This is a genomic window from Spirosoma utsteinense, assembly GCF_014282275.1.
GTDB lineage: Bacteria > Bacteroidota > Bacteroidia > Cytophagales > Spirosomataceae > Spirosoma > Spirosoma utsteinense.
Window position 1 is genome coordinate 266,704 of sequence record NZ_VFIA01000005.1, and the last position, 6,984, is coordinate 273,687.

Consider the following 6,984-nt stretch of genomic DNA (forward strand, 5'->3'; position numbering starts at 1 on the left):
GTACAAACGGATATCAAGGGTAACACAGTTTTTCAAACGAATGTTTCTACAACGAAACGGTTCGGACAGGCGGTCACCCGGGTCGATAAACGGCCCAAATGACCACCTTTGAATTTATTGATTAACAGGCACAAGTGTACCTTCTTCAATGTAGTGAATCTCGGCATCGCCCCAAAGCTGTTCGAGGTCGTAGAAAGACCGGCGTTCTTTTTTGAAAACGTGGACGACAACGTCTACATAATCGAGCAGAATCCATTCCCGGTTCGTTTTACCTTCCCGATGCCAGGGGTCCTGCCTACTTGCTTTATATACTTCTTCCTCAACTGAGGAAGAGATAGCGTCAATCTGCGTGTCGGAGTTACCCGAACACAAAACGAAATAATCGCAGATGGCGTTTTTAACACGACGAAGGTCCATCACTACAATGTCCTGCGCTTTCTTCTCCTGCATCCCCCGGACTACGAAATCACGAATCTGTTCGGCGGTGAATTCACTATTTTTGCTGATTCTCATGCGTTTTATTTAACGTGGCACGATCCATTAAACAGCGGGTACTTTGCCTGGCCAACGCTACTCGTCGGCAGCACCATGTATTAACATCCTACTACTAAACTATACAATATTTTGTACAAAATCTATCCCAAAACTCTTTTTGCCGGGCAAATAATAAAATACCTGCCAAGCTGTCAGTCAACTAACGACGAAGCGTCCGATCTGATTGCGCAAAGCGAGCCTGCTGAGGGGACAATTGTCGTAACTGACAATCAAACGGCGGGTCGGGGACAGCGCGGCAACATCTGGCTGGCTCAGGCGGGTCAAAATCTAACCTTTTCCCTGATCCTCAAACCCGTATTCTTACCAGCATCCGACCAGTTCTGGCTGAATATGGCTATCTCACTCGGCATTACCGATACGCTCAAACCGTTGATCGGGGAAGCGCTGCGCATCAAATGGCCTAACGATATTTATGCTGGCGATCAGAAACTGGGGGGTATCCTGATCGAAAACACCCTGCACAGCTATCACATTGCCTGGTCGGTAGTGGGGATGGGCCTTAATGTGAATCAGGTCGAGTTTGCGCACCCTACCGCAACATCGATCCAACAGCAGACCCCGTTACCAAACGGCTATGACCTGCCCGGCCTGCTTAGCGCCTGTTGCGAGCATATCGAGCAGCGCTATCTGCAATTACGATCCGGGCAGCGCAAAGAGTTGGAATCAAGCTACTTACAGCTTCTTTACCGCTATCAGGAAGTTCATCACTTCAAAAGCGAAGACCGTTTATTTACAGGAAAAATTGTGGGTATAGACCCCATGGGGCGACTTGCCATCCAGCGTGGCGATGGAGTGCGGTATTTTAACTTCAAGGAAGTAGCGTTTATATTGATGAATGATGAATGATGAACGCACCACAAGGCTCATCACTCATCATTCATCATTCATCATTCATCATTCATCATTCATTTTATCGCTTCGCCCAGCGGATCACCTATGCAGCCGCTGGGTTCGAGGATGCCCAGGAGCGCCGTGATGGTGGGGGCAATATCGTAGATATGCGTTCGGCGGAAGGTCTGTCCAGGTTTGACGCCCCAACCGTAAAGCAGGAACGGGACATGTGTATCATACGCATAACTGGTACCGTGTGTCGTCCCTTTGCTACGCCCTTCAAACCAGCCTGCCTGTTGCAGCACGTAGATGTCTCCGCTCCGGTTGGGAAAATAGACGTTACGGAAAAGATCGGCCTGCGCTTCGGGCAATGCATCTGCATTCAGATTGTGTAGGTTCAATACATTGACCACACCCCGCTGCTTTAACAACGCCCGTTTGACCACATCGTACGCGTCGACCATAGCAATCTTCTTTTCGGCCAGCAGATCGTGGTTGAGGTATACTTCCTGGTTGAAATAAGCCAGCACCCATTGCCCCGGCCCGTAGGCTTTTTCGAGCGACGCTTTCACGGCATCGTTCACCTCGCCGTAGCTTTTGACACCAGCGGGAATCCGGTATTGCTGCGAGAAGCCCGGAACGTCTGCGGCACCGTGGTCGGCCGACATAAAGGCCAGCCATTGTCCTTTACCAACCGTGGCATCCAGTTGCGCGAACAGGTCGGCCAACTGCCGGTCCAGCCGAATGTAGTTGTCTTCGGTTTCGATGGCATGCGTACCAAACGTATGGCCAATGTAGTCGGGTGAGGAGAAACTCACACAAAGCATATCGGTCACGCTGCCCTGACCCAGTTTTTCGCCTTTCAGAGCAGCCAGCGCAAACTCTTTAGTGATCTGGTCGCCGTAGGGGCTGGTGCGTAGCACTTCGTATTTGGCACTGCCCGCCTGAACGACAAACTCGTGGGGAAAAACGGGCTTTGCCTCCCCCGTCAGCGTTCCCTCATATACTTCGTCATCGCTGGTGCTCTCGGTATACTGGTTCATGGGTAACAGAGGCTCCCATTTCTGCGTTAAAAACTGCTCGGGCAGTTTGCGGGCGTTGAACGCCTGCACCCAGGCTGGCAGCTCTTTGCCATAGAAGGTGCTACTGATAAAATTACCGTCTTTCGAATCGAACCAGTAAGCGCCGTTGGCGGCATGACCTGCGGGCAGAATAGCGCCCCTGTCTTTCAGCGCGATACCAACAACTTTGGACCGGCCGTCGGTAGCCAGTTTAAGCTGATCGCCGATGGTCGTGACGAGCATATTGCGGGGCGACATTTTACCTGCACTGCCCGTATTGCCCAGTGTACTAACTGTTGTATCCTCGGCGCAGTACATCATCCGGCCAATGGTCCGGTCGTAGAAATCATTCCCGACAATGCCATTCAGCGCAGGTGCCGAACCCGTATAGATAGCGGCATGGCCAGGTCCCGTGTACGTAGCGGCATAATGGTAATGGTTATTGCGGGCGTTGAAGCCACCGTCCATCAGCCGACGAAATCCGTTGGGTGTAAATTTATCGTAATACCGATACAGGTAATCATAGCGCATCTGGTCGACAACAATACCGACAACGAGCTTTGGTCTGTTCAGGGGTGTAGCCGGCTTGGGGACACGTGTATTTTTGGGTTGAGCAAACGTGGATACTGCTGTCACCAGTATCAGAAAACAAGAGGAAATAAGGCGCATGGAGCCGGTATTTGATAGAATGAAACTCAGTTTCGGCAAAGGTATAAACAAATTGGCAGGCCGACCTATCGGGGATATGAACGGTTTATGAAACTGTTCCTGTCCGTTTCCTTGCTTTGGGGAGGATTATAAGTAGTTTTTTTTAACATTGGTCTACCTATTGCGTTCATTCTAGGGCGGCTCCAACGGCCGTGTGTGATGCAATTCAATCGTCTCATGATTTCACTTACCAGCCCGGCATCTTACCTGCTTACGGCTTTGATTCTGTTTGCGGCCATTTTTGGCCGATACGTCCTGTTCTCGTGGAGCTTCTGGTGGTTGTTTAAAGTTTCGATGAAGACCCAGTTTGCGCACCGGGCCGTGCAGACACGCCCTCGTAAGCCAGGGCAGGACCGGCGGGAGATTGGCTGGTCGTTGCTTACTTCATTCATTTTTACCGGCATTGCAGTTGCCATTCTGGCAGCTCACCAGGCTGGCTATACACAGATATATACCGATTGGCAGGCATATCCATTGGTATGGTATCCTGTCAGCATTGCCCTTGTGTTATTTATTCACGAAACATACTACTACTGGCTTCATCGCTGGATGCACCGGCCGGGTGTATACAAGCGGGTTCACCAGACCCACCACGACAGTATCACTACCTCCCCCTGGACGTCTTTTTCGTTCCACCCTATCGAGAGTACCTTACAGGCTATCGTCATCCCGGCGCTGACCTTTGTTATTCCGTTACATTTCTCGGCAGTGGGGCTGATCCTTCTTATCATGACGGTGTCGAGTGCTATCAATCACCTGAATACGGAAATCTATCCCCGCGATTTCAACCGGCACTGGCTGGGTCGATGGCTTATTGGTGCTACCCACCATAGCCTGCATCATACCCAGTTCCGGTTCAACTACGGGTTGTACTTCACCTTCTGGGATAAATGGATGAAAACCGAAAGCCCCGATTTTCACCGGCTATTCGGCGAGAAAACGGGTAAAAGAATGAAAAATGAGGAATGAGGATGAGCCCGAAAGGCATATCATTCCTTATTCTCTTACTTGCTCCGATCGATGGTGTATTGCACCAGCTGATGCAGCGACTGGCGATAAGGGGAGTCAGGAAATTGATTGAGCAACGTTTGCGCTTCGGCAACGTAGCGGTTCATAACCTCGGTAGCGTAGTCTATACCACCCGAGTTTTTAACGAAGGCGATCACCTCCGCTACTTTTTTAGGATTTTCGCTCTCATTCTTGACAATGTTGATAATCCGGCGCTTTTCCAGAAAAGCGGCTCTGTTGAGTGCGTAAATCAGGGGAAGCGTCATCTTTTTTTCCTTGATATCGATACCCAGCGGCTTCCCGATTTCGGCCGTGCCATAATCGAACAGGTCATCTTTGATCTGAAACGCAATGCCCACTTTCTCACCGAACGCATGAGCCTGTGCGACGGTCTCTTCGTTGACCCCCGCCGACCGGGCCCCTACCGCACAGCAGGACGCGATGAGCGACGCGGTTTTCTGGCGAATGATCTCGTAATAAACGGCCTCGGTAATATCTAAACGACGCGCTTTCTCGATCTGAAGCAGTTCCCCTTCGCTCAACTCGCGTACGGCTGTCGATACGATCTTAAGGAGTTCGAAATCGCCATTGTCGACCGATAGCAGCAACCCCCGCGACAGCAGGTAATCGCCTACCAGTACGGCAACTTTGTTTTTCCATAAGGCATTGATGGAGAAGAAGCCCCGCCGGTAGTTTGAATCATCGACCACGTCGTCATGAACGAGGGTGGCGGTATGGAGTAGCTCGATAAGGGATGCTCCCCGGTAGGTAGACTCATTGATCTGTCCACAGACGCCTGCTGTCAGAAAAACAAACATCGGCCGGAGTTGCTTGCCCTTCCGTTTCACGATGTAGTTCATGATCTGGTCGAGCAGCATAACGTCGCTCTTCATCAAACCCCGAAATTTCTGCTCAAACAAATCCATTTCGGCAGCAATCGGAGCTTGTATATCGGCAACAGTCAGGGACATCATTCAGGGGTGAATCGTGGTAGGCAGTATATAATGAACAGGGTGTATTCACTAACTGTTCATTGCCATTGGGCACAGGCTGCGATAAAGGCATACTGTAATTCACGGCAAGTATAGTAAGGAAAGCGCAGACGCCGAAAAAGGCCGTTAGAAAACTGATACTGTTATATAGAACATCTGGTCGTATTCATTTTGGTTGCTATGTAAAAAAAGCTCAATTTACCCCCACATCCATTGCTCCAGAAATCCTGTATGGTCAACAATCCAACGCCCCCTCTCCCCCACCTGGCCGATGTGGCTCCCGAAACGCAGCCTCCTAAAAAGGCGCTTGTACTGGGTGGTGGTTCTCTAAAAGGAGCTTTCCAGGTTGGGGCCGTCATGGCGCTGTTTGAATCAGGCTTTGTACCCGATCAACTGTATGGCATTTCGGTTGGCAGTTTAAACGCAACCTTTCTGGCCAACGAAGCGGCCCGGCAGCAGGCCCAGACAGGCCATGTCGACTGGGTAAAGGTGGGTAAATACCTCATTGAATTCTGGATCAGGAATATTACCAAACCCGACGATGTAGCCGTTATCCGGTCGCGCTTTCGGTTGGGATACAACACGCTCATCCGCCGGTTCGACGGCCTGCTCGACAACTCCCCTATCCAGAACCTGATTCGTCAGAACATTGACCTGGAAGCCCTGAAAACCGGCCCTGTCACGCTTAAAGTCGGTGCGGTCGATATCATCGAGGGTGATATGCGGTATGCCGACGCCACCGACCCGAATTTCCTGGATTACATATATGCCAGCAGTTCTCTTCCCTTCCTGATGCCTGCCATTCAGATCGGGGGCGACCATCGCCGGGCGTTTCTGGACGGTGGGCTGCGGGAAGTAGCCCCACTTCGGGTGGCTATCGAAGACGGAGCCAGCGAGATAGCCTGTGTCGCCTGCCATGCCAAGCGAATCTATAATGAAAAATTCAACTACCGCAATATCCTTAACCTGATGGACCGGGTCAAGGACATCACCGTCAATCAACTCGTCAATAACGACATTGCCTGGGCCGAGCGTTTCGCCGAACGGGAACACCTGCATGGCCGGAATCTTCACTTAACGATTATCCGCCCCGTTGAGCCGCTCTCCTTAAACCTGATGCGGTTCACCTCCGACGATATAAGCCGCGTGATCGTGCAGGGATATCAGGCCGGGGTCGACATTGTTGCAAAGCGGCAGGCTGATGGCGAGTCGGCGGTATTACCGTAAATCATCAAAATAGCGTCGCTACCGGATTTGGCCGGTCAGTAGTCAGAATATCAGCTCCCTGCCTGAAGAGCATTTGATAGCCAGAAGCCGCTTCAGGCAATGGCTTCTCGTCTAGTTGGCCAACCCCGTAGGTACCTATCGAGCACGGAATGCCCTGCTTATGCAGGCGCTCATAAAAGAGCGCTGTCTGAGGCTTTTGTGGCGTTAGCGCAATCAAGCGCGAAGTTGGAGAAGGGTTACTTTCAAGACGGTCCAGGTCATCTATGCCGTTGATGCCCACAGCTAACCACAATGTAGGGAAGTGCGTGCGCATCCGCTGGGCATCGGCCATCGAGTAGCAAATCACAAAAACGCTGTTTTCGGCCTTGTGTTTTATTACCGTCCGCATGACCTGCACAAGGTCGGTCCCGGGCTTCACATCCAATGCCAATACGAACCGGTTTTTATTCCAGCGTAGGATCTCATCAAAGGATTGAACAGGTTGGTCTGTTAGAGTATGTTTTGGATAGTCTAAAAATGAGAGTCCGTCTTATCTTGTAGTTACCAAGCTCCAAGATCATGAACGAATCGTTTCAAGCACTAACGGACTCTCAATGGCAAGT

7 protein-coding genes are annotated in these 6,984 nt (G+C 51.0%); 3 read left to right on the forward strand and 4 right to left on the reverse strand.

Annotated features, from left to right (window positions below; genetic code table 11):
- Nucleotides 1–114 precede the first annotated feature (114 nt).
- The gene (rsfS, locus tag FH603_RS06035) at nt 115–513 is read right to left on the reverse strand and encodes a ribosome silencing factor (protein ID WP_186736557.1); all 399 of its coding nucleotides are present in this window, start codon (nt 511–513) and stop codon (nt 115–117) included.
- Nucleotides 514–624: 111 nt separating this feature from the next.
- On the opposite strand from rsfS, the gene FH603_RS06040 reads away from it, so the two are divergent.
- Entirely contained in the window at nt 625–1,401 is a 777-nt protein-coding gene (locus FH603_RS06040; protein WP_186736558.1) for a biotin--[acetyl-CoA-carboxylase] ligase, read from the forward strand.
- Between the two features lie 59 nt (nt 1,402–1,460).
- Here FH603_RS06040 and pafA read toward each other — a convergent pair whose 3' ends face one another.
- The gene (gene pafA / locus FH603_RS06045; RefSeq protein ID WP_186736559.1) at nt 1,461–3,116 is read right to left on the reverse strand and encodes an alkaline phosphatase PafA; all 1,656 of its coding nucleotides are present in this window, start codon (nt 3,114–3,116) and stop codon (nt 1,461–1,463) included.
- A gap of 216 nt (nt 3,117–3,332) precedes the next feature.
- Between pafA and FH603_RS06050 the strand changes: the two genes are divergently transcribed.
- On the forward strand, nt 3,333–4,124 hold the full coding sequence (locus FH603_RS06050; RefSeq protein WP_186736560.1) for a sterol desaturase family protein: 792 nt from the start codon (nt 3,333–3,335) through the stop codon (nt 4,122–4,124).
- 35 nt (nt 4,125–4,159) lie between these two features.
- On the opposite strand, the gene FH603_RS06055 is transcribed toward FH603_RS06050, so the two are convergent.
- Complete coding sequence (locus tag FH603_RS06055; RefSeq protein WP_186736576.1) at nt 4,160–5,134, reverse strand: polyprenyl synthetase family protein; 975 nt, start codon at nt 5,132–5,134, stop codon at nt 4,160–4,162.
- Nucleotides 5,135–5,386: 252 nt separating this feature from the next.
- On the opposite strand from FH603_RS06055, the gene FH603_RS06060 reads away from it, so the two are divergent.
- The gene (locus tag FH603_RS06060) at nt 5,387–6,382 is read left to right on the forward strand and encodes a patatin-like phospholipase family protein (RefSeq protein WP_186736577.1); all 996 of its coding nucleotides are present in this window, start codon (nt 5,387–5,389) and stop codon (nt 6,380–6,382) included.
- A gap of 4 nt (nt 6,383–6,386) precedes the next feature.
- On the opposite strand, the gene FH603_RS06065 is transcribed toward FH603_RS06060, so the two are convergent.
- Nucleotides 6,387–6,770: a PI-PLC domain-containing protein gene (locus FH603_RS06065; protein ID WP_186736561.1), complete on the reverse strand. Its 384-nt coding sequence runs from the start codon at nt 6,768–6,770 to the stop codon at nt 6,387–6,389.
- Between the last annotated feature and the right edge of the window lie 214 nt (nt 6,771–6,984).